Source organism: Pseudomonas sp. Mn2068 (assembly GCF_049319725.1).
GTDB classification, from domain to species: domain Bacteria; phylum Pseudomonadota; class Gammaproteobacteria; order Pseudomonadales; family Pseudomonadaceae; genus Aquipseudomonas; species Aquipseudomonas gingeri.
On the sequence record NZ_JBMOUG010000012.1, the window covers coordinates 166,462 to 188,749 of the forward strand.

Consider the following 22,288-nt stretch of genomic DNA (forward strand, 5'->3'; position numbering starts at 1 on the left):
GCTTAGTCCTTCAATGGCACGACTGTAAAATCGAGTACTCGTTCGGGGCCTTCCAGACCGTGGCGCATCTCCTCGGGCCACCAGATCACCAGGCTGCGATCGGTGGAATCCGGCCGGCTGCACGCCAGGCCCGTACAACCCACCGGCGGCGGCGCGGTACTGCAGCCGGCCAGCATGACCCCCAGTCCCGCCAGCGCGAGACAGATCAACTTGTTCATGGTTTCGCTCCCTTGAGCAGTGAAGCGCGGACCTGGGCATTGCCCTGGGCGGCCCTGGGCTGGCGCAGGGCGATGAACACTTCGCTTTCCTCTCCCGGTTGCAACCAGGCATGGGGCCAGGCCGCGACCCCGAGCACCCAGCGCCCGCCACAGCCGCTCTCGTCGACACGCACCGGCTGGGTCCCGGTATTGCGCGCCACCACCACCGCCACGCCCCAGGTCTTGTGGCCGTACCACTGGGCGCGCTGGCGGTCGATGACCAGGCCACCGCCGGAATCGCAGAGACTATCCGGCACGAACGGCAAGGCGCCGCCGCTGCTGAAGCCGCTCGGCTGCAGGCCGTCGAGCAACTGGGTAAAGGTGTTCTGCACCTGGATCCGCGTCGGCTGCGCCTCGCTGCGGCGCTTGTCGATGCGCTGGCCGGCGGCGTCGATATCGTCGGGGTTGCCGTTCTCGACATACCGCGCCGGGTCGACCTGGTCGCCGATCAGCCGCGGCGTGAGAATGAACAACCGCTCGCGCTTGGTGGTGCGATGGCTGGTGGAGGTGAACAGCACCTTGCCGATCACCGGGATATCGCTGAGCCAGGGAATCCGGCTGATCTTGTCGTTGGACTCCAGGCCGTGAAACCCGCCGACCACCAGCGAACCACGCTCGGCAACGATCGCCTGGGTGCTGACATTGCCCTTGCGCACGCTGGGCTGGGTGACATTGAGCACCGACTGGTCGATCTGTCCGTCCTCGATATCGAGGATCAACTGCACCTGCGACTTGCCATTGCCGTTCAGCGAGCGCGGGATCACCTGCAGGCTGGTGCCGGCGGTGATCGGCTGGATATCGGCGACCCGCTCACCGGTGGCGGTGATGTACTCGGTGCGGCTGAAGTCGATGACCGCCGGCTGGTTTTCCAGGGTCAGGATCGACGGGTTGCCCACCACGGTCGCGGCGCCCCTGGCCTCCAGCGCATGCACCGCCAAGGCGAACCGCCCGGAGTTTTCCGCCGACAGGGTCGCCCCCGAATCGAGCAGCGAACCGCTGACATTGGTACCGCCGGCCCAGACGTTCCAGCTGCTGGAGAGTTCGGCCAGGTCGTCGCGGTTGATGTCGAGGATCACCGCGTCGATCTCGATCAGGTTGCGCGGCTGGTCGAGCTGCTTGACCAGCTCCTGGTACAAGGCCTTGCGCTTGGGCAGGTCATAGATCAGCACGGCGTTGTTGCGCACATCGGCGCTGACGCGGATCCGCGACTTGCTGCCGCCGGGCGTGCCGCCATGGCTGTTCTTGGCGCCAGCGGTGGTGTTGGCCAGGACCCGGTCCAGGCCTTGCTGGAGGCTGTCGTTATCCAGGCCGCCGAGCAGGGTCGACGAGGCACCATAGGGATTGCTGCCCTGGCCGCCGCCCAGGCCCGCGCCCTGCAACAGGTTGGCGGCGTTCACCGTGTCTCCCCGTGCACGACTTTCCAGCAGGTCCTGGAGAATGGTCGCCACGCCGGCCACCGTCAGTTGCTGGTCGCGGTAGCGGATGGTGCGGTCGGCGGCGTTGGCGTAACGCAGCGGCAGCACCACGACATCCTGTTTTTCGTCCGGGGTGTCGACCTTGCGGCTGTACTCGCGAATCATCTCGACGTAGCGCGGCGGTCCGCTGACCAGCACCACGCCCTCGTCGGGCAAGGCGCCCCAGCCGAAACGCGGATCGAGCAGGCCGACATCGGTCAGTGCGCTCTTGAGGTCATCCGCCGCATCCTGGGACACCTCGATACGGGCCGAGGTCTGCTGGTCGGTCGGACTGACATACAGCGTTTCGTTGTACACGAACCACTGGAAGTGATGCTCCTGCCCCAGCCGATCGAGAAAGGCCTGGGGACTGGCGGCGCGGATACGACCGTCGACCACGCCGTCCAGCGGGCCCATTTCCAGGCCGATGCCGAATTCCCGGGCAAAGTCCTCCAGGGTCGTCGCCACATCGGCCTGCTTGGCGTCATAGGCATACGCCGTGTGCTTCCACGCCGGCGGAACCACCGCCAGGGCCGGGGCACCGGCCCACATCAACAACCACGGTAACCACCAGGCAACCTTGCGCATTTCAGACTCCCGGCTGCCAGCTGTGAAGGGTCGGACGCCCGGAGGCGCTGGCCGCCAGGCTGTCGAGGGTGGTGCGCAACAGGCTGAGCATCGCCGCCCGTTGGTTGGCCAGGTTCTCCAGGCGTTCGAGCAGGCGTTGCGGCGGACACGGCCGTGGCTGCCAACTGACCAGGACCAGGCAATGGCTGTCGGGATCGATGGCCAATGCGCCCTCGCAGTGGCAGGCCACGCTGGCCGCGCCCTGGTTCAGGAGTGCCGTCACCCGTTCCGGGTCGGCCGCATCATAGGGATCCAGCACATCGATACTGCAGCGCACGCCGCCTTCGATGGCGACGAGCCGGGCGTTCGCATCATCGATCCAGCAGTCCAGCGGGGTGCCGGAAGACTGCTCGCACCACTGGACGACGATCGCCGTGAAATCACTGAATTCCATCGATGATCGACTTTGTCAGGCCATGTTGGGCGCGCAGCCCCTCGCTCATCACCGAAGTGGCGGTGGCCATTTTCTGCGCCGCATCGGTAAACGCCATCATGTCCTCCACCGAACCGCTTTCGGCGGCGGCCATGGCGGCGTCATCGGTGCCGGTCTGGTTGTGGGTAAACGAGTGATCGAGGCGATGTTGCAAGGCTTTGAAACTGATCATCGAGGTCGCTCCAGCGAGGTGATGCCTGTGAGTGGAGCAAAGCCGCCAGTGGGTTCCACTTTTTCCACGGCCGATGACCGCCAGGCGCACCCGCTGTCATTCACCGCGCAGCGACAGGCAACGCACCAGGCCTTCCCAATCCAGTTCGAAGGTTCCGGTGTCGCTGCTCAGGCGCAGCGCCTGGGGTCCGAGAAAGGCGTCTTCGCGCAGTTGCCAGAGCTGCGCGAAGCGACTGCTCGCCAACCACGCCTGGACCTCGTCGAACAGCCCCGGGGAACAACTGAGCACCGCACTCACCGCCTGGCGCTGGCTGCCCGCGAGGTGGCCGACCAGGGCGCGGACCCGCTCGGCGGGACCGGTTTCGCCGAACAGGCGGGTCATGGCGGCGACCAGCACGCTCTCGGCCGACACCAGCACTTCCTGGTGCAGGGCTTCGCGCTCACTGTCGAGGGCCTGGAGAAAATCATTGGCCTGCCCCCAGAACTGGCCGAGGGCCTGGTCAAGATAGCGCTGGCATTGTTCGCGGGCGTCCGCCAGCAAACGCTCGGCCTCTGCCCGGGCCGCCGCCAGGACATCCGTGGCTTCCTGCGCCTGGGCCAGTTGTTCCAGGCGCACGATGGGCGAGTGTGGCAGCGCCGAGGCGCCGAGGGACAAGCGTCTGAGACTCAGCACGATAACGGGCTCCAGGGGCGGCTCATGGGGTCCCGACCCGCCAGAGTATGGCGCGCCAGAGGGTATCGAGTTTCTGCCGTGGCAGATCCGCCAGCGGCTCCAGCCGCTCATCTGGCGCCCAGGCCAGGCGCAGGCGTGACCAGAACGGCGCGCCCAGCCAGCTGGCCAGCAACACCCGTGCGTCCACCGTCGGTTGATCGAGCCACAGGCCAGGGCGCAGGGCTTTCGCCAGGCTGCGGCACCATTGCCCGTGGCGTTCGGGAACCGTGGGCTGGTGCGGGAGCGGCGCACAGCAGATCGACCGGGCCAGCAACAGCGCCTGCTCGCGCTGCTCGGCGGTCAGGGACAACCACAACGCGACATCGGCATCGACAGGCGGCGGCTGGCTGGGCATCACACCCAGCGCCTCCAGCAGCTCACCGTGTCGGCTGCCGGCCAGGGCCGCGGCGTGGCCGGCATCCAGCCCGCGTGCCGCGAGGAGTCGCAGGCGCCAGTCAGGATGGGCCCAGCGCCAGGTGCAACACCACCAGTTCACCCAGTCGAGTTCGTTCACAGCCGTGCCGGATACCGGGAAGCGTTGCGCCGACCGGGAAGCAAGCGCCCCAGCAGCGCCTGGCGCCAGTCGGCCCGCAGGATCAGGACGATCAGCAGCAACAGCAAGACGCCGGCCACTGCCGCGAGCAGCGCCGAGTTCCAGAAGCCCTGGTCGCGGCTGTCCACCAGGAACGGCCCGAACGCCACCAGTTTCTGCTTGTCTTCGAACTCCACCGCCGGCACGAAGACGATGGCGAATTTCTTCGAGTTCAGGGTTTCCTGGGACATCCCGGGAATGCTGCTGGCGACCATCTGCTGGATACGCCCACGCACACTGTCCGGGTCCAGCGCCGAGGTGTGCTTGATAAACACCGCCGCCGAGGCCGGCTGCACCGGTTCGCCCGGCGCGATGCGTTCGGGCAGCACCACATGCACCCGGGCCACGACCACCCCGTCGATCTGCGACAGGGTCGACTCCAGCTCCTGGGACAAGGCGTAGATGTAGCGTGCCCGCTCTTCAAGCGGCGTGGAGATCACCCCTTCCTTCTTGAAGATTTCCCCCAGGCTGGTGCGGGTCCGCCGCGGCAGACCCGCCGCGTCGAGGACACGCACCGCGCGATTGATGTCGTGACTGGAGACGATCACCGTCACGCCGACCTTCTCCGCCTGTTTGTGCGCCTCGATATGCTGGTCGGCCAGTTGCGCGATCACTTCGTTGGCATCCTGCTCGGACAGGCCACCGAAGAGCTTGCTTTCATCGCTGCAGCCGGCGAGCAGCGACAGGCACAACAGCAGGAGCGGCCAAAGCGATCTCACACGCGGTCCTATTGCAGGTTGGTGAGCTTGTCGAGTGCCTGGGCACCCTTGCTCACCACCTTGGTGGTCATCGCCATCTGCAGGGAGTACTGGGACAGGGAGCGGCTCATCTTGACCACGTCCATCGGATCGGCCGAACCGGCGGCGACCTTCATCGCCCGCATGGCCTGCTCGGACAGACGCCCCTGGGATTGCAGGCGGTCGGAAATGGCATTGACCATGCCGTCGGCCAGGTGTCCGGAGACCCCGTGGTCCTGGCGCATGGCGTTGTTGAACAGGTCGACATCCGCCTGCGCGGGCCCGGAAACCAGCCCCTGCTCATGGTCGACGGGCAAACCCTTGAAGGAGTGGATGGGGGCTAGGCTCACGGGACTTCTCCGGCAGACAGTGTCGAATGGTGGAATAACGCCACAGCGAACCGGGCATCAGCCCAGGCTGCTGGTCATCACGTCGAGGATGTTTTGCGCAGCCTGGGCAGCGGAGTTCTGCAGGTCATGCTGCTGCAGATGATGCCCCAGGCCACCGGACTGCAAGCCACTGGCCAGGCCCAGGCCCATCTCCAGGCCCTGCTTGAAGATATCCATCGGATTCTTCGCGCCCATCAATTTCGCCAGCTGGTCTTCGAGGCTGTTGACGACCTTGGCCAGATCACCACGTGGCGACGCTTGCTGGGGACTGCCCAGGCCGCCGTTGTCGGCAGGCTCCTGCTGCGGAGTGCCGAGGCCGCCGTTACCGGACAGATCCTCTTGCGGGCCACCGAGACCGCCGCCATCGGACGAGCCCTGCGGGCTGCCCAGGCCACCGGCATTGGCCGGCTGGGTCGAGGCGTCGCCAGCGTCGCCCCCGTCCAACTGCTGGGAAATCTGGTCGAGCGCCGCCCTGAATTTCGCCGTTTCGCCCTTGTCGAGGTAGTTGTCCTCGTCCAGCTCCTTGCTCCATGAGCCGGAATCAGGCGCGCCGAACAGCGCCTTGTTCTTGTCCATGTAGTCGGCGACCTGTTGCAGGACCGGTTTGTCGGCGTTGGAAAAGGTCGAGCCGTCACCCTTGTCGGTCAGGGCGTGATCCAGGATCGACTTGCTCAGGCCGTTCATGACCTGCGACAACAGGTCCGGACCGCCCTGCCCGCCACCGATTCCGGCGTCGGCGGCAGCACCGAAGTTGCTGCCCAGCTTGTCCTTGATAACTTCGCCCAATGCTTTTTTAACTGCACCGCTATCGCTATTGCCCGTTAATGCCGCCAGCGGATTATCTTTCTTTAGTTGCTGTTCAACCATTTTCCCCAACGGCGAATCGGTGGAAAGATGGCCTCCTGACATTAAGGCATTGCTTAACTTTTCGATAACACCCTTGAGGGTCTGGGGCGAACCGGAAGCGTCCGAAGTTGAAGCTGACGGAATGACAGTGCCTATCCGCCCGAATGCACCGGCAGAGCTGGAAACAGAATTTAACATGGAAGAATCTCGCTAACGATCACAATGCCCCCTGAACAATCAGGGGGCCGGGGGATGATTAATAGCTGATGCCCTTGGCGGTTTGCGCCACGTTCGAGATTTCCTTGTTCGCGGCGTCGGTCTGAGCGGAGCTGATGGCCTGCAGAGTGTTGCGCTGCTCGGTCTGCATCGCGGCCTGGCCTTGCAGCATGATATTGCGCGCGGACTGCTCGTCCTGCATCTGCATCATCTTCATCTGTGCGTCGGCGGCCTTGCCGCCACCGGACAAATCCGCCGCCGCTGACTGGTTTTGCGCGTTACCCTGGATAGAGTTGGCGGTTTCCTTCACAGAGTTGAAACCATTGACCGCCGAATTCACCATACCGCCGATACCTGGAAGTTTCATAATCTTCTACAACTCCTGATTGTTCACCCACGTCAGTGCGGGATATCCATGAGTGGAACCCCCAGCGATTTGAGTTCCATCTTTTTTTCCAGGCCATCGTTCTTCAGGAAAATATCCAGGGTCTTGATCCGGTGGTACAGGGTCCGCCGCGGCACGCCCAGCTCCATGCTGACCGCATCGACGGACTGGCCGTGGCGCTTGAGCGCTTCCTGGATCAGCGTGCGTTCGATCACCCGCATCTGCGCCTTGAGGGTCTGCCCCTCGACATCGTCCGGCGCATCGCCGCCCAGCAGCGGGAACCCCAGCACAAAGCGCTTGGCCGCCGACTTCAGCTCACGGATATTGCCCGGCCAGGAATGACTGAGCAGCATCTGCGCCAGCGAGGCGTTCAACGGCTTCTGGCCCCGTCCGAGATCGCGGGTGGCGGCACTGACGAACTTGGAAAACAGCGGGATGATCTGCTCGCGACGCTCACGCAATGCCGGCAACTGGATGGTCAGGACATTGAGGCGAAAGTACAGGTCACGACGAAACAGCCCGTCCTCGACCATCTTCCCCAGGGGCCGCTGCGCCGAGGCGATCACGCACAGGTCCAGGGGAATCACGGTGGTCGACCCCAGGCGCTCGATGGCCCGTACCTCAAGCACACGCAGCAGCTTGGCCTGCAGGCTCAACGGCATGCTGTCGATCTCGTCGAGATAGAGCGTGCCGCCCTGGGCCGCCTCGATGTAGCCCATGCGCGACCGGCTGGCCCCGGTAAAGGCGCCGCTGACCACCCCGAACAATTCGCTCTCGGCGAGGGATTCGGGAATCGCCGCGCAGTTCATCGCCACAAAGGGACCGCTACGGCCGGAAAGCCCGTGGATCCGCTGGGCCAGGGTATCCTTGCCCGTCCCCGTCTCACCCGAGAGCAGCAGGTCGATGCCCAGCTGAGACGTGCTTTGCGCAATGATCTTTATATTGGGAATCTCCTTCTCGGAGTCAAGCTCACAATCAAAGCAATCGTACACACCCATCTACGATCTCCAGATCGGTCCGCTCTATTAAATTCCCCGCCAGGCGAGGCCGTCGCTTCCTTTGTAACCACCTGGTGACATTTGCATCGCACCGGCAGCTGTTGCGAACAGAACCCCGCACTCGGAACAACTTACCGAGCAGAAAAATCCATTATGTTTTTATTTTCCACAACGCCAAAAAAACATCAGGACAGGCTTAGTGCGCCCAAAAATTGGCAAGCTGCTTATTTAAGACAACATGATTGCCCTATACTTGAAACAGAACCGACGAGTACTGATATTCAGCAAGTTCGCTTTTCCGTTAAGACTATTCGGAAACCGGCGCTATTAACAGGGCATTAAAATAAGAGCACGCGCACAAAAAACCTGAAATATCTTCTTTGAACGATTCGCACAAACGTTTGAAAGGCCACCTTATCATTCACGCTCCATTGACCGATAAAGATCGGCATCCCACGATAACTGAGGCCGGCAAAGCAGAGTGGTTCCCGGTAGTGGGCGAAAGAATACATTCGTACTTATGCCTGTCAACTGTAATCTTACATCGACAGATGCCAGTGCGAGTTATTCTCCCCTGCCCCGTTTTCGAACACTGAAGTTCAAATACCGGGCAATGGACAAAATACTCCTGAAAGCCCCGGCAATGTCAAAGCACTGGCATTACAAACTTTAGAGTGCCAGCACTAGAGATGTCATGTGATCGATACCGCAAGTGCAATGATGATTTTTCATGGAACTCATTTCGCCCGGCGAACCACTCACCTGCGAACGAGCCGGTTTTTTTCATCGGCGAAGCCACCACCACCCAGGCAGGCCCCCCTTATGCGGTCTGCGCCACGGTACGCCCGTGATGCCCGGAGAACAACCAATGAACATTGACGGGCATCCGCTGGGCATGGCCGCCGTTGCCCCCTTTATGGGGGACATGGGCAGGCTGTCAGCCCCGGCCACTGGGCCTCGCGCCCCCGGCAAAACCACGGGAAAAACTATGGAAGGCATTAGTTAATTCAATGAACACCGCTCTGAAACGGCAAAGCTCTCGTGCCATCATCGAAGCCTTTCGTAACACCCACTTTCACTTGGCGGAATCCAGGAGCCGGTTGTCATGCTGTTGAGGAATCTGAAGATCCCCGTACGTTCTGCCCTGAGTTTCGCTGTCATTACTTCGCTGTTGATCGTGCTGGGCCTGGTTTCCCTGTGGAACATGAGCGCCATCCGCACCCTGGCGGCCCAGCTCGAGGAACGCTCGATGGCCAGCGTCATCGCCGCCGACCGGGTCAACTCGACCGCCTTGAAGCTGCTGCTGGAAAGCCGCCGGCTGATCGCCCAGTCCAATGCGTCGACCCGGGACGCCACCATCGAGAATATCCGCGCGTTTCGCGCCACCCTCCTCGGCCAGTTGCAGGACTACAGCGCCTATATCAGCGACGAGCACGAGCAGCAGTTGTTCAAGGTGGTCAGCGACGGCATCCAGCGCCTGACCCGGTTGGCCGACAGTTGCATCGACTTCAGCCAGAAGGGGAAGTACGCCGAAGGCGCGTTGCTGCTGGATGAGCAAGTGCCCCTGAACAAGCTGATGCAGCAGGCCATCGACCAGCTGGTGCAATTGAATATCGACAAGGCCAGGCAGTCCGGGCTCGACTCGGCGCACACCTACAACGTCAGCCTCGACTTCACCATTGCCATGATCATCTTCGCCTCGCTGGCCACCCTGGCCCTGGCGTACCGCTTCACCCGCAGCATCACCGTGCCGTTGAAATACGCCCTGTCGATCAACGACACCATTGCCCGCGGCGACCTGCGCAGCGAGATCGTCATCGAAGGCAAGGACGAACTCTCGGCCCTGCTGCAATCGGCGCGGACCATGCAGGGCAACCTGCGCGACACGATCCGCCTGATCGGCGACTCGTCGACCCAACTGGCCTCGGCCGCGGAAGAAATGAGCGCGGTGACCGGCGAATCCAGTCGCGGCCTGCAACGGCAGAACCAGGAGATCGAACAGGCGGCCACGGCGGTGAACCAGATGACCGTGGCGGTCAACGACGTGGCGCGCAATGCCGCCTCGGCATCGACGGCGGCGCGCTCCTCCGGCGAGTCGAGCCAGACCGGTGCGGACCGGGTCATGCACACCGTCGTCGCCATCGAGAAACTCAGCTCGACGGTGCAGAACACCAGCAGCGATGTGCAGCAGCTGGCGACCCAATCCCAGGACATCAGCCAGGTCCTGGAGGTGATTCGCACCATCGCCGAGCAGACCAACCTGCTGGCCCTGAACGCCGCCATCGAGGCGGCGCGGGCCGGCGAACAGGGTCGCGGCTTTGCCGTGGTGGCCGATGAGGTCCGTGCCCTGGCCGGGCGCACGCAGCAATCGACCGGGGAAATCGCCCAGATCATCGAGCGTATCCGCCAGGGCACCGAGCAGGTGACCCGGGCCATGCAGGACAGTTGCGAGGAAGCCCGCGACACCTTGCGCATCGCCCATGAGGCCGGCGCGGCCCTGACGGAGATCGCCGGCGCCATCGGCCAGATCAACGACATGAACCTGCGCATTGCCGCCGGTTCCGAAGAACAGGCCGAAGTGGCGCGCACCGTGGACCGCAACCTGAGCAGTATCCGCGACCTGTCGATGCACAGCGCCAGCGGTGCCCAGCAGACTTCGGTGGCGAGTGCCGAGCTGTCGCGCCTGGCGGCGGACATGCACGGGCTGGTGGCACGCTTCTCGATCTGAGCCACGTATCAGACTGTGTACGCAGTCCCCCGCCACACACTGAGGCACGTTGTCGTCCGCCGGCGACACACGGCGGATACACCCCCGCGTTGAAATGGGCCTGTCGATCGGCAACGCCGATCCAGGCCCTCGACTCATACCCCGTGAGTCTTACCCACAACGCAGGAGTCTCACCCCATGTTCAAGTTCCCGACCGTTTCCCTGACCCTCGCCCTGGCACTGGCCGGCGGCCTCGGCCTGTCCAATGTCGCGTCGGCCAATGTCCCGGCCGTCGAATTCAGCCACGTCAACCAGCAGCAACTGGCGGAAGGTGGCTCCGATCGCCTGCTGGAGCGCCGTGTCGCCGAAGGCGGTTCCGATCGTCTGCTGGAGCGTCGTGTCGCCGAAGGCGGTTCCGATCGTTTGCTGGAACGTCGCCTGGCTGCCGGCGATGCCGATCATCACGCTGATCGCCGTGTCTGAAGCCTGCAACGCGCTGAACGGTTCCTCGAGAAAAAGCCCCGCTCATCCGACCGGGGCTTTTTCATGGCCGACCGAAAGACACGCCCTCAAGCCGGAACACACAGTGATCGTTCCCACGGTCCCCGTGGGAATGCAGCCCGTGACGCTCTGCGTCACAAGAGCGGACGCAGAGCGTCCAGAGAGGCATTCCCACGCAGAGCGTGGGAACGATCGGTACCGGGGCTTTTTCATGGCCGACCGAAAGACACGCCCTCAAGCCGGAACACACCATGATCGTTCCCACGGTCCCCGTGGGAATCCAGCCCGTGACGCTCTGCGTCACAAGAGCGGACGCGAAGCGTCCAGCGAGGCATTCCCACGCCGAGCGCGGGAACGATCGATCACACGTCATTGCCGGCAAGCCGGCGCCCACGAAAAAGCCGCAAAACCCGGCCAGGGGTTTTGCGGCCTGGGTGGCCCGGACTTGAATCTCAGCCGGCGTTACCCGCTGGCACAACGCCCTTGGCTTCCTGCAGCAAGGTCTGGATCACTTGCTCCTGTTCGTCATAACGACCCTCGCCGAAATGGCTGTAGCGCACCTGCCCCTTGGCATCGATCAGGTAATGGGCCGGCCAGTACTGGTTGTCGAAAGCACGCCAGATCCTGTAGTCGTTGTCGATGGCCACCGGGTAACCGATACCGAGCTTCATCACCTGCTGGCGCACATTGCCGAGGATCTTCTCGAAGGCGTACTCGGGCGTATGCACGCCGATCACCACCAGTCCGTCCTTCTCGTACTTCTTCGCCCAGCTGTTCACATACGGCAGGGTATGCAGGCAGTTGATGCAGTCGAAGGTCCAGAAGTCCACCAGCACCACCTTGCCGCGCAGGGACTCGCGATCCAGCGGCGGCGAGTTCAACCATTCCACCGCACCCGCCAGCGACGGCATGGCGCCCCTGGGCTCCAGGTCGACCGCCGTGGCGGCATTGGCCTTGCTGATCACATAGTCGATGGCCCGGGGAATCTGCTTCAGCAGGTTCTGCTCCACCGTGGCGGCGCCCTGGGACGAGGTGCCGGCCAGCAGCGTGTTATCCGCGCCGGTGGAAATCACCAGCGCCGACAACAGCACCGCCACACCGGCGCCACGCCGCAACCAGCCGGTCACCGGAATCGACGGGCGAAGCCGGTTGACCAGCCCGCGCCCGGCGAAAATCAGCGTGCCCAGGGACAGCGCACTGCCCAATCCATAGGCCAGCAGCAACAGGCTGGTCTGCGCATTGGCGCCTTGCAGCATCGCGCTGGTAAGAATGACGCCCAGGATCGGGCCGGCACATGGCGCCCACAGCAATCCCGTGGCCACACCCACCAGCAGCGAAGCCAAGGGGCCGGACAACTGGCGGGCCGCCGGGTCGATGCGATTGCCCAGCATGACGAATGGCCGTGACAGCCAGGCACCGGCACGGGCGGAAATCAGCGACAGGGCGAACAGTACCATCACCACCAGAGCCAGCTGGCGTCCGGCATTGTTGGCCTGGATCACCCATTCGCTGCTGACCACGGCCAGGCTGGAAACCAGCGCGAAGGTCAGCACCATGCCGACCAGCGTCAGCACGACCGACGCGCGCGAGCGGTCCGCGCTGGCGAAGAGAAAAGGTACAACCGGCAGGATACAAGGGCTGAGGACCGTCAGTATCCCGCCCAGAAAAGCGATAAGCAGCATGGCGTCACCGGACAGAGGCGAGCCTGGAACCGAGCGGGGTACGGCACGGTTTCAGGCGAGAGGGAGGTCGGGCACAAACGTGATCACCAGGGAATCAGCTGCCCAGGTTGCAGTTGTTGGCGAACTTGCCGTAGTCGAGGGTGTGCTGCTCGCCGTGGGAGTCCACGTAGGTCATGTGGGCGTTGACCACGCCGCAGCCACCCGTGGCGTCGGTCACCACCGACAGTACCCGTTGGATATCCGGCTTGGCGCTGGCGGATTGGCTGGCAGCCTGGACTGGCGCGATCACGGCGAGAACGCTCAGGGCGCAGAACAGGCCGGTGGCAATGAAGGCTTTCAGTTTCATGATGATTTCCTCAAGGTTCGATTCGATGGGCTGGAGGCAGAGCGGTCTGTCTCCCTGGAACCTATTGAACGCCCTTGAGGTATCTCGAATGTGTTCGCCAGCCGGGTCGCGGAAGTCAGCACGTATCGCGGACGGGGCCAGATACATTGCAATACACGATCATCACCTTGATCGAGGGCCCGTCAGAACAACCCGAGCTGGCCGCCGATCAGGGTGCTGAAATCGTCCTGCACGAACGGCAGGATCGCATCCGCCACCGGCTGCAATTGCCGGGTGATGTAGTGGTCGTAGTCGATCGGCGCGCGCCGGACCTCCAGCGGTTCCGGCCCGGCCAGGCTGATCACGTAGCTGATCCAGCCACCGCTCTGGTATTGCCGTGGACGCCCCTGGGCATCGTTGTACTCATCGGCCAGCCGCGCCGCCCGCACATGGGGCGGGACATTGCGCTGATAGTCGCCCAGTTGCCGGCGCAGGCGCTTGCGGTATACCAGCAGCGGGTCCAGTTCGCCCGCCAGGGTGCGTCGCACATAGTCGCGCACATAGTCCTGGTAGGGCTGGCGATTGAAGATGCGCAGATACAGTTCCTGCTGGAACTCCTGGGCCAGCGGCGACCAGTCGCTGCGCACGGTTTCCAGGCCCTTGTAGACCATTTCCTCGCTGCCGTCGGCCCGCGTGACCAACCCGGCATAGCGCTTCTTGCTGCCCTCCTCGGCACCACGGATGGTCGGCATCAGGAAACGGCTGAAGTGGGTTTCGAACTGCAACTCCAGGGCACTGGTCAGGCCATGCTCCTGATGCAGATGCTCGCGCCACCAGTCATTGACCCCGGCCACCAGCGCGCGGCCGATCCGCGCGGCCTCTTCCTGGTCATGAGCGCGCTTGAGCCAGACGAAGGTCGAGTCGGTGTCGCCATAGATCACCGTGTAGCCCTGGGCCTCGATCAGTTGCCGGGTGCGGCGCATGATCTCGTGGCCGCGCAAGGTGATCGACGACGCCAGCCGGGTATCGAAGAAACGGCAACCGCTGGAACCGAGCACCCCGTAGAAAGCGTTCATGATGATCTTCAGCGCCTGGGACAGCGGCGCATTGTGCTCGCGCTTGGCCGCCTCGCGCCCCTGCCAGACCGTCTCGACAATCGCCGGCAGGCAATGCCGCGTGCGGGAAAATCGCGCGCCGCGAAAACCCGCCACCGACTCACTGTCATCGGGATGCCTGAGGCCCTCGATCAGGCCCACCGGGTCGATCAGGAAGGTGCGGATGATCGATGGATAGAGGCTCTTGTAGTCCAGCACCAGTACCGACTCGTACAGCCCCGGGCGAGAATCCATGACAAAGCCGCCGGGGCTGGCTTCGGGTGTGCGCTCGCCGAGATTGGGCGCGACGAACCCCTGGCGATGCATCAGCGGCAGGTACAGGTGGGTGAAGGCCGCCACCGAGCCGCCGCTGCGGTCGGTCGGCAGGCCGGTGACGGTGGCGCGTTCGAGCAGGAAGGTGAGTAACTGGGTCTTGTCGAAGATCCGCGTCACCAGCTCGCAGTCCTTGAGGTTGTAGCGCGCCAGGGCGGGCTTGTCCTCGGCGAACATGCGGTCGATCTCGTCCATGCGCTGGTAGGGGTTGTCGATCGCCTTGCCCTCGCCCAGCAGGTTCTGCGCCACGTATTCGAGGCTGAACGACGCAAAGCTCCAGGTCGCCGAACGCAGGGCCTCGATACCGTCGATGATCAGGCGCCCGGCGGCGGCCGCGAAATAGTGGGTGTTGCGCGCGCCGTTATCGCGCCAGCCCATGACATCGCCGCCGCGCCCCAGGCGCAGCGGCACCTTGAGGCGCTGGGCATGTTCATGCAGGACCCGCAGGTCGAACTGCACCAGGTTCCAGCCGATGATCGCATCGGGGTCGTGGCGGACCAGCCAGTCGTTGAGGGCTTCGAGCAGTTCGCCACGGCTCTGGCGATAGTCGAGCTTGAAATCCAGCTCGCCGGCTTCGCCGTTTTCCGGCCCGAGCATGTACACCTGGCGTTCGCCGCAACCTTCCAGGGCGATGGAATACAACTCGCCCTGCATGGTGGTCTCGATATCCAGGGATACCAGCCGCAGCCGTGGCCGATAGTCCGACGCCGGCTTCATCTGCGCGTCGAGCAGCGGCCCATCGCCGTTCGCCGTACCGCCGAACTGCACCGGCGCGGTGATAAAGCGCTCCATCAGGTAACGCTCGGGCGGACGAATATCGGCTTCGTAGACATCCACGCCGGCCGAGCGCAGCAGTTTCTCGATATTTATCAACTGCCGGTGCTGCTGGCAGTAGACGCCGAGCACCGGGCGGTGATGAAAATCCAGCAGTTCCAGCGGTCGCAGCTCGACGCCACGCTCGTTGCGCAAGAGGTTTTCGGCGCGCTCGCGCTGGGCAGCGGGGATAAACGCGACCGAGGGTTGCGGTGGCAGGCGAACATGGCGCGGGCCGTCATCGGTGGCCAGCCAGAATTCGACCTGCGTCCCCGCAGGGGTGTCGCGCCAATGCCGGGTCAGAACAAAACCCTGCTGTAGATCCACCACCACTACCTCGAAACCGATTCCAGGCAGCAATTCTACTCGTCATTGCCCGCCGGGGCGCCCCTCTCTCACGCCAGTTGCGCGTCTTCCTGTCGCTGCGGGACATGGCTCCAGTCATGGGCACCGATCAATCGCCCCCTGCGCACCAGGGCATCCCACCAGATCACCCGCAGCAGCGGCAGGCGCGTCGAAATCAGGATCGCCTGCTGCGCATCGCTTTCGACAAAATGCGTGCAGCCCTGCTGCAATGCCGCCGCGGCCTTGTGGGCAGCCACCTGCTCCGGGCTGTCGTCGTAGGTGGCGATATCGCGCATCAGCAGCGTGATTCCGGCGTAACCGTGAAGGTCGAGCCAATGCCGGGTGCGCTCGCGATCCATTTCCGGACGCCCGGTGATGATCGCCCTGACCCGTGACAAGGCCAGCCAGGACGGGCGCTCGAAGGGGTCCAGGCGGTCTCGCTCGCGCAACGCCCGGCGCAGGTCGGCGGCATAACGCTCCGGGGCGATATCGGGCAACAGGATGCCATCGAGGTCGATGCCGTAGGTTTCGTATTCGTGATCCTCACCCACCGGCCCGGTCAGGCCGCCGCCGGTGGCCTGCCAGCGGGCGCGGTATTCGGCGGTATGGGAATGGCGCTCCCAGGGAAACAGCAGGAAGGCGCCCCGGCCATCGATGCTGTAGTCGGGACGGATCCGGCTGAGGTCGTCGAAGCCCGCTGTCATGGTTTTCAGGGTCAGGCCATGGCCTTGCAGGAACTCGATACAGTCGGCGAGGGTGTGCCCGGCGCCGGCGATGTCCTCGCACAACAGCACCTTGCTGCCCGGCGCGGGCATCGGCAATGACGAATCCCAGGTGACGGTGCGACTGCCGCGCTCATAGCGCAGGAAGGCCGGTGCCAGCCCGGTGGTGTGCGACACCATCAGCGCCAGCGGCGCCCCGCCACGCAGGATGCCGACCACACAGGCAAAGGCCTCGTCGACCAGCCGGGAGCGCAACGACGCAACCCAATGGTCCAGTTGTTCATAGGAGAACGGCAGTACGGGTTTATCCATGGACGGGGCCACATCGAGTCTCGGGGCAGGTCAATACCGCTGCCTGGCGGCACGGCACATTCACGCGTCTGCGGTTTGCGGCACCGTCTTGTAGAGCGTCTCCAGGACCAGTCTAGACACTTTCGGCACGCCGACTCCGGCATCCAGCGGAAAATCCTGCAGCTTGCCGCTGCGCACATAACCGCGTCGCACATAGAAATTGATCAGTTCCACGCGCCCCGACAGCACGCTCATCACCAGCCGCGTAGCCTTGAGCTGTTCGATGGCATAGGCCTCGGCCGCGCCCAGCATCATCTTGCCGATGCCGCTGTTCTGCTGTCCGGGCAATACGGCGAGGGTGCCGATATAGGCATCCTCGCCCTGGTGCCGAACCTCGACACAGGCGGTGAGCACATCGTCGATTTCCATCACCAGCAGGACCACGCCCGGGGTGGCGAGGGATTCGCGCAGTTGCCCGGCGTCGATGCGCGGCCCGTCGAGGATGGCGCCCTCGTGGGTCCAGCCGCTGAGGTCGGCGCCGGGGCGATACGCAGCATTGATCAGGCAGACCAGGGTGTCGACATCCTGATCGGCGGCCAAGCGGAAGTGATAGTGCATGACGTGCTCTTTAGTGTCGGGTGTTGAGCAGTTAACGTTTGAACGCGGCGTTTATTCCATGCACGGAAAAAACCGGGGGCCCGCCCGACGCGAGCCCCCGGAAAAAACCCTTATTCGGGTTTGCGATAGCTGTTGATGATCGCCGAGAAGTCCTTGCCGCCTTCGCCGCGCAGGCTCATGGCCTGGTAAAGCTGCTGCGCCACGGCACCGAGCACCACCGGCTGATGGGCCTGGCGCGCGGCCTCGGTGGCCAGGCCGAGGTCCTTGAGCATCAGCTCGGCACCGAAACCACCGGTATAACCCCGGGAAGCCGGCGCCGTCTCGATGATCCCCGGCCACGGATTGTAGGTGTCGGAACTCCAGCAACGCCCGGTGGAGCTATTGATCACGCCGGCCAACACCTGGGTGTCGATGCCCAGCGCCGCACCGAGGGCCATCGCTTCGCTGACCCCGACCATGGAAATGCCCAGCAGCAGGTTGTTGCAGATCTTGGCGATCTGCCCGGTGCCGACTTCGCCGCAATGGACGATATTGCGGCCCATCTGCGCCAGCACCGGCTGCAGGGTGGCGAACAGTTCGACGGAGGCGCCGACCATGAAGGTCAGGGTCCCGGCCGCGGCACCGCCGGTACCGCCGGACACCGGCGCATCAGCCATGGCCACGCCCTGTTTCGCCGCGGCGGCCGCGACATCCTTGGCGGTCTGCGGGTCGATGGTGCTGCAATCCACCGCCGGCACGCCGCTGGCGATACCCGCCAGGACGCCGTCCTCGCCCAGCCAGACACTGCGCACATGGGCGGCGGCCGGCAGCATGGTGATCACCAGCTCGCTGCCCTGGGCCGCGGCTTTCGGCGAGCCGCTGATGGTCCCGCCAAGGGCCGCCAGCTCTTCCAGCACGGTCTTGTTCAGGTCGAACAGATTCAGGCTGTGCCCGGCCTTGATCAGGTTGCGCGCCATCGGCGCGCCCATGTTGCCCAGTCCGATAAATGCGATCTTCATGGCCCGTTCCTCCCTCAGCGCAGGTTGATGGTGGTGTTCACACCGTGATTGACGCTGTCATCGTCGAACCAGCGACTGGTGACGGTCTTGGTCTGAGTGTAGAACTGCACCACCTGCTTGCCGTACGGGCCGAGGTCGCCGAGCTTGGAACCGCGCGAACCGGTGAAGCTGAAGAACGGTACCGGCACCGGGATCGGGATGTTGATGCCCACCTGGCCGATGTCGATTTCACTCTGGAACTTGCGCGCCGACGCGCCGCTCTGGGTGAACAGGCCGGTGCCGTTGCCGAACGGATTGGCGTTGACCAGGGCAATCGCCTCGTCGAGGGTGTCGACTTCCAGCACCACCAGCACCGGGCCGAAGATTTCCTGGGTGTAGATCTGCATGTCGGTGGTCACCCCGGAGAACAGGGTCGGGCCGACGAAGTTGCCATGCTCGAAGCCCGGCACCTGGATGTCGCGACCGTCCAGCTCGAGCTTGGCGCCTTCCTCGATGCCGCTTTCGATCAGGCCCAGCACGCGCTCTTTCGCCCGCTTGGAAATCAGCGGGCCGACATCGGTGCCCGGCTCGCTGCCGGCGTTGACCTTGAGTTTCTGCGCCAGGGCCTTGAGGTCCGGCAGCCATTGTTTCGCCGCGCCCACCAGCACCACCACCGAAGTGGCCATGCAGCGTTGGCCGGCCGCGCCGAAACCGGCACCGACCAGGGCATTGAGGGTCTGTTCGCGGTTGGCATCGGGCAGCACCACCGCATGGTTCTTCGCGCCCATCATCGACTGTACGCGCTTGCCGTGACGACCGGCGAGGTCATAGACATGGGTGCCGACCGCGGTCGAACCGACAAAGGACACCGCCTTGATGTCCTTGTGGGTGCACAGGGCGTCCACCACGTCCTTGCCGCCGTGCACCACGTTCAGCACGCCCGGCGGAACCCCGGCTTCCAGGGCCAGCTCCACCAGCAGCAACGTCGACAGCGGGTCCTGCTCGGAAGGCTTGAGCACGAAGGTATTGCCGCAGGCGATCGCCATCGGGAACATCCACAGCGGAATCATCGCCGGGAAGTTGAACGGGGTGATCCCGGCGCAGACGCCGATGGGTTGACGCAGGGTGTAGGTATCGACACCACCGGCGACGTTCTCGGCGAACTCGCCCATTTGCAGGGTGCCGATGGAACAGGCGTGCTCCACCACTTCCAGGCCGCGGAAGATATCGCCCTCGGCGTCGGCGATGGTCTTGCCCTGCTCGGCGCTGAGGACCACGGCGATGCGCCTGGAGTGTTCGCGGATCAGTGCCTGCAGCTTGAGCATGATGCGCATGCGCGCGCCGATCGGGGTCAGCTTCCAGGTCTGGAAGGCACGGTGCGCGGCGGCGATGGCGGCGTCGACTTCATCGGCGGTGGCGAACGGGACCTTGGCCAGGACTTCCTGGGTCGCCGGATTGACGATGTCATGCCATTCGCTGGTCCTGGATTCGACCCACTCGCCGTCGATCAGCAACCTGGCGGTCTTGAGGGTAGCGTCGGGCTTGAGAGAAACGTTCATGGAAGTCTCCTGAATTATTGTAGGGGCGAATCCTGGTGCAAGGGTCCGAGACGGGCGAGGCAGCGCCGAGCATGGTGACTGGACTGTTTTTGGAGTATAGATGTGCATTCTTCTAATAAGAACGCACATAAAAACCGGACCAACATGCAAAAAAACATCACGTCTTTGGGTTCATTGAACTGGGACGACCTGAAGTTTTTCCTCGAGGTCGCTCGTACCCGCAAGGCCAGCAGCGCGGCCAAGCGCCTGGCGGTGGACTACACCACGGTGTCGCGGCGCATCAGTTCGCTGGAGGCGGCGCTCGGCACCTTGCTGTTCGAGAAGTCGCGGACCAACGGCTTTGTCCTGACCGCCGAAGGCCAGCGCCTGCTGGGCTACGCCGAGTCCATCGAAAGCACCCTGCACATGGCCTGCGAGCAGGTTTCCGGCTCGGGTGTAGCGCTTTCCGGGCATGTGCGCATGGGCTGCACGGAAGGCTTCGGCAGTTTCTTCATCACCCCGCAGTTGAGTCATTTCGTCGAGGCGTACCCGGCGATCTCCGTCGATATCCTGCCGCTGCCGCACTTCATCAGCCTGTCCAAGCGCGAAGCGGATATCGTCATTGCCCTGGAGCGCCCGGAGCATGGGCCGTATGTCTGCTGCAAGCTCTGCGACTACCGCCTGCAGTTGTACGCGACCCGCGAGTATCTGGACCAGCACCCGGCGATCCGTCGCGCCAGCGACCTGGGCCGGCATCGGTTTGTCAGTTATGTCGACGACCTGGCCTTCAGCAACGAGCTGCTGTACCTGGCGAACGTCCTGCCCAGCGCCACCGCCAACCTGCGCAGCACCAGCGTGATCGCCCAGTTCGTCGCCGCGCAGCAGGGCCGCGCGCTGGCGATCCTGCCCTGCTTCCTCGCGGCCCAGGACCCGAACCTGCTGCCGGTGCTGCCGGACGAAGTGAACATCACCCGGCAATTCTGGATGTACTGCCGGGAGGACCTGCGCAAGTTGAAGCGCATTACCTTGTTGTGGGATTACATCCGCGAAGTGACCGAGCGCAACCAGGCGCTGCTGATGGGAGAGACGCGAAGCATGGTGTTTCACGATTGAGGGCGGGTGTGGGGCGCTAGCCCTATCGGCTCTGATGAGCCTGCATATATTGGCGCAGTAGCTGGTTGATACGCGTCTGGTAGCCGGTACCTTGCCCCTTGAACCACTCCAGTACATCAGCGTCCAGCCGGATGGTGACCGCCCGCTTCACCGGCACACGCAATTCGGCGCGGCGGAAGAAGTCTTCGCCCAATTCGGGAATTTCGCTGGTATCGATTTCCTGGTCGCTCAGCTTGTCCAGGTGCCCCCAGTCAGTTTTCGATTCTTTCGGCATAGTATTTGGCCTCCTGCTTGGTAGCTTTTCGAGCAGAGATAATACGGATCGCATCGCCCCGCCGTTCGGTATAGACGACCACGCCAAGCAATATCTTGATCCAGCCAATGCCGATCCAGCGCTCCTCACCGTAATCCGTTCGATCATCACGCAAGGCCAGCATTGGATGCTGGAAAATATCCGGCACGTCGTTGAAGTCAATGCCGTGCTTACGGATGTTGGCCTGGTTCTTGATCTCGTCCCATTCAAAATGCATGGGACATCCTGTATTTACTTTTGTACATACACTATAGCCCGTTTGATGATGTGTGTGTAGCCCTTGGCAGTTCGCTGGTGCAGAACCACTGCAACGGGATTTATTTAGCCCCGTCGATAACCACTGGACATCAAAAAATAAATGCGCGGTGTTTCCACGAAACAGCGCAATGGCGATCCACAAACGCTCACGAATATCGTTAAACCCAAGGAATTCTGGAGGCCGGATACCGACAACGCGCATTGAGGCCTGGCGCTCAGCAAGGCCGGGCGCGGCCCCTTGTAGGAGCGGGGCTTGTCGGGGCGCAACATCGCCGCGAAGGGGCCCTTGAGATCGCTAAAAGCTTCGCGGGCAAGCCCGGCTCCTACAAGTCAGGTGGCGTTTTCAGTGTTTTGGGGTGTACCCAATCAGGCCCGCAACGCGTCGGGCTGGGGATCGGGGATCCGCCGCTGCAACGCATCCAGGGCGTCACAACCGTCCTGCAACAGCAGATAGGCCGCGCCGGCGAAGTGATAGAGGTCACGGTCACAGGTATTGCCGATGCTCATGCAGGTCAGGCTGTGGCTCAGATCGCGAGCCGCCTTGATGCGTTGTACGGCCAGCTCGTAGAGATCGCGCACCGGGACGTCGAGGTTGAGGTAGAGCACGGGGACTTGGGTGAGATTGCTTTGTAGCGGGCGGAGATTGGTCATGGTGTAACTCCGTAATAGTTATGGAGTCACCAACATCTGCGGCTAAACAAACGAAGGTGGCAGCTGTACGCGGGTTAGCCGACCGGGACTATTACGAAACCCGGCACACCCGAGGGTGTCCCACGCACAGCCGCCATGACAAAAAGCCAGACAGCAAAAAGCGCCAGTATCATAGGGCGCTTCTGCGTTT

24 protein-coding genes are annotated in these 22,288 nt (G+C 63.5%); 3 read left to right on the forward strand and 21 right to left on the reverse strand.

Features of this window, described 5'->3' with window-relative positions; translation table 11 throughout:
* Positions 1 to 2 precede the first annotated feature (2 nt).
* From hrpT to ACL9RJ_RS24280, 11 genes are all read right to left on the reverse strand, one after another.
* Positions 3 to 218: an HrpT family type III secretion system protein gene (hrpT, locus tag ACL9RJ_RS24230; RefSeq protein WP_017126707.1), complete on the reverse strand. Its 216-nt coding sequence runs from the start codon at positions 216 to 218 to the stop codon at positions 3 to 5.
* The gene (sctC, locus tag ACL9RJ_RS24235) at positions 215 to 2,299 is read right to left on the reverse strand and encodes a type III secretion system outer membrane ring subunit SctC (protein ID WP_178992473.1); all 2,085 of its coding nucleotides are present in this window, start codon (positions 2,297 to 2,299) and stop codon (positions 215 to 217) included. The genes hrpT and sctC overlap by 4 nt, the downstream gene beginning before the upstream one ends.
* A gap of 1 nt (position 2,300) precedes the next feature.
* Positions 2,301 to 2,732 carry a hypothetical protein gene (locus ACL9RJ_RS24240; RefSeq protein WP_017126705.1) on the reverse strand — a complete coding sequence of 144 codons (432 nt, stop codon included), beginning with the start codon at positions 2,730 to 2,732 and terminating at the stop codon, positions 2,301 to 2,303.
* Complete coding sequence (locus tag ACL9RJ_RS24245; RefSeq protein WP_017126704.1) at positions 2,719 to 2,943, reverse strand: hypothetical protein; 225 nt, start codon at positions 2,941 to 2,943, stop codon at positions 2,719 to 2,721. Before ACL9RJ_RS24245 ends, ACL9RJ_RS24240 begins: the two co-directional genes overlap by 14 nt.
* A 96-nt stretch (positions 2,944 to 3,039) precedes the next feature.
* Positions 3,040 to 3,615 carry a type III secretion system stator protein SctL gene (sctL, locus tag ACL9RJ_RS24250; protein ID WP_042935515.1) on the reverse strand — a complete coding sequence of 192 codons (576 nt, stop codon included), beginning with the start codon at positions 3,613 to 3,615 and terminating at the stop codon, positions 3,040 to 3,042.
* Positions 3,616 to 3,637: 22 nt separating this feature from the next.
* On the reverse strand, positions 3,638 to 4,168 hold the full coding sequence (locus ACL9RJ_RS24255; protein ID WP_017126702.1) for a hypothetical protein: 531 nt from the start codon (positions 4,166 to 4,168) through the stop codon (positions 3,638 to 3,640).
* Positions 4,165 to 4,965, reverse strand: coding sequence for a type III secretion system inner membrane ring lipoprotein SctJ (gene sctJ, locus ACL9RJ_RS24260; protein ID WP_422765752.1), 801 nt, complete (start codon positions 4,963 to 4,965; stop codon positions 4,165 to 4,167). Before sctJ ends, ACL9RJ_RS24255 begins: the two co-directional genes overlap by 4 nt.
* An 8-nt stretch (positions 4,966 to 4,973) precedes the next feature.
* The gene (gene sctI, locus ACL9RJ_RS24265) at positions 4,974 to 5,333 is read right to left on the reverse strand and encodes a type III secretion system inner rod subunit SctI (protein WP_017126700.1); all 360 of its coding nucleotides are present in this window, start codon (positions 5,331 to 5,333) and stop codon (positions 4,974 to 4,976) included.
* Positions 5,334 to 5,390: 57 nt separating this feature from the next.
* Positions 5,391 to 6,416 (reverse strand): hypothetical protein, encoded by a 1,026-nt coding sequence (locus tag ACL9RJ_RS24270; RefSeq protein ID WP_083875355.1) that lies wholly within the window; start codon positions 6,414 to 6,416, stop codon positions 5,391 to 5,393.
* A gap of 58 nt (positions 6,417 to 6,474) precedes the next feature.
* Positions 6,475 to 6,801 (reverse strand): hypothetical protein, encoded by a 327-nt coding sequence (locus ACL9RJ_RS24275; RefSeq protein ID WP_017126698.1) that lies wholly within the window; start codon positions 6,799 to 6,801, stop codon positions 6,475 to 6,477.
* A gap of 32 nt (positions 6,802 to 6,833) precedes the next feature.
* Positions 6,834 to 7,817, reverse strand: a complete 984-nt coding sequence (locus ACL9RJ_RS24280) for a sigma-54-dependent Fis family transcriptional regulator (protein WP_017126697.1) — start codon at positions 7,815 to 7,817, stop codon at positions 6,834 to 6,836.
* A gap of 1,105 nt (positions 7,818 to 8,922) precedes the next feature.
* Between ACL9RJ_RS24280 and ACL9RJ_RS24285 the strand changes: the two genes are divergently transcribed.
* Positions 8,923 to 10,545, forward strand: coding sequence for a methyl-accepting chemotaxis protein (locus ACL9RJ_RS24285; RefSeq protein WP_256260530.1), 1,623 nt, complete (start codon positions 8,923 to 8,925; stop codon positions 10,543 to 10,545).
* 177 nt (positions 10,546 to 10,722) lie between these two features.
* The gene (locus ACL9RJ_RS24290) at positions 10,723 to 11,007 is read left to right on the forward strand and encodes a phage infection protein (protein ID WP_177086929.1); all 285 of its coding nucleotides are present in this window, start codon (positions 10,723 to 10,725) and stop codon (positions 11,005 to 11,007) included.
* Between the two features lie 470 nt (positions 11,008 to 11,477).
* Here ACL9RJ_RS24290 and ACL9RJ_RS24295 read toward each other — a convergent pair whose 3' ends face one another.
* From ACL9RJ_RS24295 to ACL9RJ_RS24325, 7 genes are all read right to left on the reverse strand, one after another.
* Positions 11,478 to 12,707 (reverse strand): cytochrome c biogenesis protein DipZ, encoded by a 1,230-nt coding sequence (locus ACL9RJ_RS24295; RefSeq protein ID WP_422765753.1) that lies wholly within the window; start codon positions 12,705 to 12,707, stop codon positions 11,478 to 11,480.
* A gap of 94 nt (positions 12,708 to 12,801) precedes the next feature.
* Positions 12,802 to 13,053 (reverse strand): DUF2790 domain-containing protein, encoded by a 252-nt coding sequence (locus ACL9RJ_RS24300; RefSeq protein WP_178992009.1) that lies wholly within the window; start codon positions 13,051 to 13,053, stop codon positions 12,802 to 12,804.
* 182 nt (positions 13,054 to 13,235) lie between these two features.
* A complete protein-coding gene (locus ACL9RJ_RS24305) occupies positions 13,236 to 15,599 on the reverse strand; it encodes a DNA polymerase II (RefSeq protein WP_422765768.1) in 2,364 nt (787 codons plus the stop codon).
* A 68-nt stretch (positions 15,600 to 15,667) separates the two neighbouring features.
* Entirely contained in the window at positions 15,668 to 16,651 is a 984-nt protein-coding gene (locus ACL9RJ_RS24310; RefSeq protein ID WP_177086923.1) for a phosphoribosyltransferase, read from the reverse strand.
* A 60-nt stretch (positions 16,652 to 16,711) separates the two neighbouring features.
* Complete coding sequence (locus ACL9RJ_RS24315; protein WP_422765754.1) at positions 16,712 to 17,248, reverse strand: GNAT family N-acetyltransferase; 537 nt, start codon at positions 17,246 to 17,248, stop codon at positions 16,712 to 16,714.
* Between the two features lie 110 nt (positions 17,249 to 17,358).
* Entirely contained in the window at positions 17,359 to 18,246 is an 888-nt protein-coding gene (gene mmsB, locus ACL9RJ_RS24320) for a 3-hydroxyisobutyrate dehydrogenase (protein ID WP_177128676.1), read from the reverse strand.
* 14 nt (positions 18,247 to 18,260) lie between these two features.
* Positions 18,261 to 19,784, reverse strand: coding sequence for a CoA-acylating methylmalonate-semialdehyde dehydrogenase (locus tag ACL9RJ_RS24325; protein ID WP_212810460.1), 1,524 nt, complete (start codon positions 19,782 to 19,784; stop codon positions 18,261 to 18,263).
* 144 nt (positions 19,785 to 19,928) lie between these two features.
* Between ACL9RJ_RS24325 and ACL9RJ_RS24330 the strand changes: the two genes are divergently transcribed.
* Positions 19,929 to 20,876, forward strand: a complete 948-nt coding sequence (locus ACL9RJ_RS24330) for a LysR family transcriptional regulator (RefSeq protein ID WP_017126687.1) — start codon at positions 19,929 to 19,931, stop codon at positions 20,874 to 20,876.
* Between the two features lie 22 nt (positions 20,877 to 20,898).
* Here ACL9RJ_RS24330 and ACL9RJ_RS24335 read toward each other — a convergent pair whose 3' ends face one another.
* From ACL9RJ_RS24335 to ACL9RJ_RS24345, 3 genes are all read right to left on the reverse strand, one after another.
* The gene (locus tag ACL9RJ_RS24335; protein WP_017126686.1) at positions 20,899 to 21,150 is read right to left on the reverse strand and encodes a BrnA antitoxin family protein; all 252 of its coding nucleotides are present in this window, start codon (positions 21,148 to 21,150) and stop codon (positions 20,899 to 20,901) included.
* Complete coding sequence (locus ACL9RJ_RS24340) at positions 21,128 to 21,406, reverse strand: BrnT family toxin (RefSeq protein ID WP_017126685.1); 279 nt, start codon at positions 21,404 to 21,406, stop codon at positions 21,128 to 21,130. Before ACL9RJ_RS24340 ends, ACL9RJ_RS24335 begins: the two co-directional genes overlap by 23 nt.
* A 407-nt stretch (positions 21,407 to 21,813) precedes the next feature.
* On the reverse strand, positions 21,814 to 22,098 hold the full coding sequence (locus tag ACL9RJ_RS24345) for a hypothetical protein (protein WP_422765755.1): 285 nt from the start codon (positions 22,096 to 22,098) through the stop codon (positions 21,814 to 21,816).
* Positions 22,099 to 22,288: the final 190 nt, after the last annotated feature.

Coding starts and splice junctions, on each gene's coding strand:
- hrpT (WP_017126707.1), bottom strand. CDS start 218: ATGAACAAGTTGATCTGTCTCGCGCTGGCGGGACTGGGGGTCATGCTG.
- sctC (WP_178992473.1), bottom strand. CDS start 2,299: ATGCGCAAGGTTGCCTGGTGGTTACCGTGGTTGTTGATGTGGGCCGGT.
- ACL9RJ_RS24240 (WP_017126705.1), bottom strand. CDS start 2,732: ATGGAATTCAGTGATTTCACGGCGATCGTCGTCCAGTGGTGCGAGCAG.
- ACL9RJ_RS24245 (WP_017126704.1), bottom strand. CDS start 2,943: ATGATCAGTTTCAAAGCCTTGCAACATCGCCTCGATCACTCGTTTACC.
- ACL9RJ_RS24270 (WP_083875355.1), bottom strand. CDS start 6,416: ATGTTAAATTCTGTTTCCAGCTCTGCCGGTGCATTCGGGCGGATAGGC.
- ACL9RJ_RS24275 (WP_017126698.1), bottom strand. CDS start 6,801: ATGAAACTTCCAGGTATCGGCGGTATGGTGAATTCGGCGGTCAATGGT.
- ACL9RJ_RS24280 (WP_017126697.1), bottom strand. CDS start 7,817: ATGGGTGTGTACGATTGCTTTGATTGTGAGCTTGACTCCGAGAAGGAG.
- ACL9RJ_RS24285 (WP_256260530.1), top strand. CDS start 8,923: ATGCTGTTGAGGAATCTGAAGATCCCCGTACGTTCTGCCCTGAGTTTC.
- ACL9RJ_RS24290 (WP_177086929.1), top strand. CDS start 10,723: ATGTTCAAGTTCCCGACCGTTTCCCTGACCCTCGCCCTGGCACTGGCC.
- ACL9RJ_RS24295 (WP_422765753.1), bottom strand. CDS start 12,707: ATGCTGCTTATCGCTTTTCTGGGCGGGATACTGACGGTCCTCAGCCCT.
- ACL9RJ_RS24300 (WP_178992009.1), bottom strand. CDS start 13,053: ATGAAACTGAAAGCCTTCATTGCCACCGGCCTGTTCTGCGCCCTGAGC.
- ACL9RJ_RS24310 (WP_177086923.1), bottom strand. CDS start 16,651: ATGGATAAACCCGTACTGCCGTTCTCCTATGAACAACTGGACCATTGG.
- ACL9RJ_RS24315 (WP_422765754.1), bottom strand. CDS start 17,248: ATGCACTATCACTTCCGCTTGGCCGCCGATCAGGATGTCGACACCCTG.
- mmsB (WP_177128676.1), bottom strand. CDS start 18,246: ATGAAGATCGCATTTATCGGACTGGGCAACATGGGCGCGCCGATGGCG.
- ACL9RJ_RS24325 (WP_212810460.1), bottom strand. CDS start 19,784: ATGAACGTTTCTCTCAAGCCCGACGCTACCCTCAAGACCGCCAGGTTG.
- ACL9RJ_RS24330 (WP_017126687.1), top strand. CDS start 19,929: ATGCAAAAAAACATCACGTCTTTGGGTTCATTGAACTGGGACGACCTG.
- ACL9RJ_RS24335 (WP_017126686.1), bottom strand. CDS start 21,150: ATGCCGAAAGAATCGAAAACTGACTGGGGGCACCTGGACAAGCTGAGC.
- ACL9RJ_RS24340 (WP_017126685.1), bottom strand. CDS start 21,406: ATGCATTTTGAATGGGACGAGATCAAGAACCAGGCCAACATCCGTAAG.
- ACL9RJ_RS24345 (WP_422765755.1), bottom strand. CDS start 22,098: ATGACCAATCTCCGCCCGCTACAAAGCAATCTCACCCAAGTCCCCGTG.